The organism is Paraburkholderia sp. 31.1 (assembly GCF_014397645.1).
Taxonomy (GTDB): domain Bacteria; phylum Pseudomonadota; class Gammaproteobacteria; order Burkholderiales; family Burkholderiaceae; genus Paraburkholderia; species Paraburkholderia tuberum.
In genome coordinates, this window is the sequence record NZ_VZQN01000177.1 from 1 (window position 1) to 881 (window position 881).

Consider the following 881-nt stretch of genomic DNA (forward strand, 5'->3'; position numbering starts at 1 on the left):
GTATGACAGCATTGCGCTGCGCGCCTTCGCCGGCATCGATCTGGCAGTCGAGAACGTTCCGGATGCGACCACGCTGCTGAAATTCCGGCGCCTGTTGATCGAGCACGAACTGACACGGAAGCTGTTCGACGAGATCGGTATCTCGCTGTGTGAGCGTGGACTGATGATGAAGGAAGGCACGCTGGTTGATGCGACGATCATCGAAGCGCCACCGTCGACCAAGAACGCCGGGAAGAGCCGTGACCCGGAGATGCATCAAACGAAGAAGGGAAACGAATGGCACTTTGGGATGAAAGCCCACGTTGGCGTGGACGCCGATTCGGGCTTGGTCCACAGTGTGGTTGGCACGGCGGCCAACGTGTCGGATGTGTCGCAAGCCCATTTGCTGCTGCACGGCCATGAAGAGGAAGCGTTCGCCGACGCAGGCTACATTGGTGTAGACAAGCGTGATGAAATGAAAGGCAAGGCAGTAAATTGGCACGTCGCTGCCAAGCGCGGAAAGATCAGGGCGATGCAGGACGGGCCGCTGAAGGACCTGGTGACTGCGCTTGAGCGAACCAAGGCGCAAATCCGTTCGCGCGTTGAGCATCCGTTCCATATCGTCAAGAACCTGTTTCACCATCGCAAAACCCGATACAAGGGCTTGGCCAAGAACACGGCGCAACTGTTCAGCTTGTTCGCTCTGGCGAATCTGGTGACTGCGCGAAATCTGTTGCGATCGGTTCATGGGAGCAATCCGTCATGCGTATGAAAAATGAGAGAAGAGGGGCTCGTTTGCGAGCCAAATTCACCGAAATGAGCGTCGATTCGATTCGTTATCCAGAAAATTTGACGCGTCTTGATCTGCAAGCCGATCCGACAGTTCATTAATCAGCGTTTCC

1 protein-coding gene is annotated in these 881 nt (G+C 55.7%); it reads left to right on the forward strand.

The annotated features are described in order from the left end of the window. On the forward strand, positions 1-751 hold a 751-nt coding region (locus F6X37_RS35865; protein WP_187614681.1), incomplete at its 5' end, for an IS5 family transposase. Between the last annotated feature and the right edge of the window lie 130 nt (positions 752-881).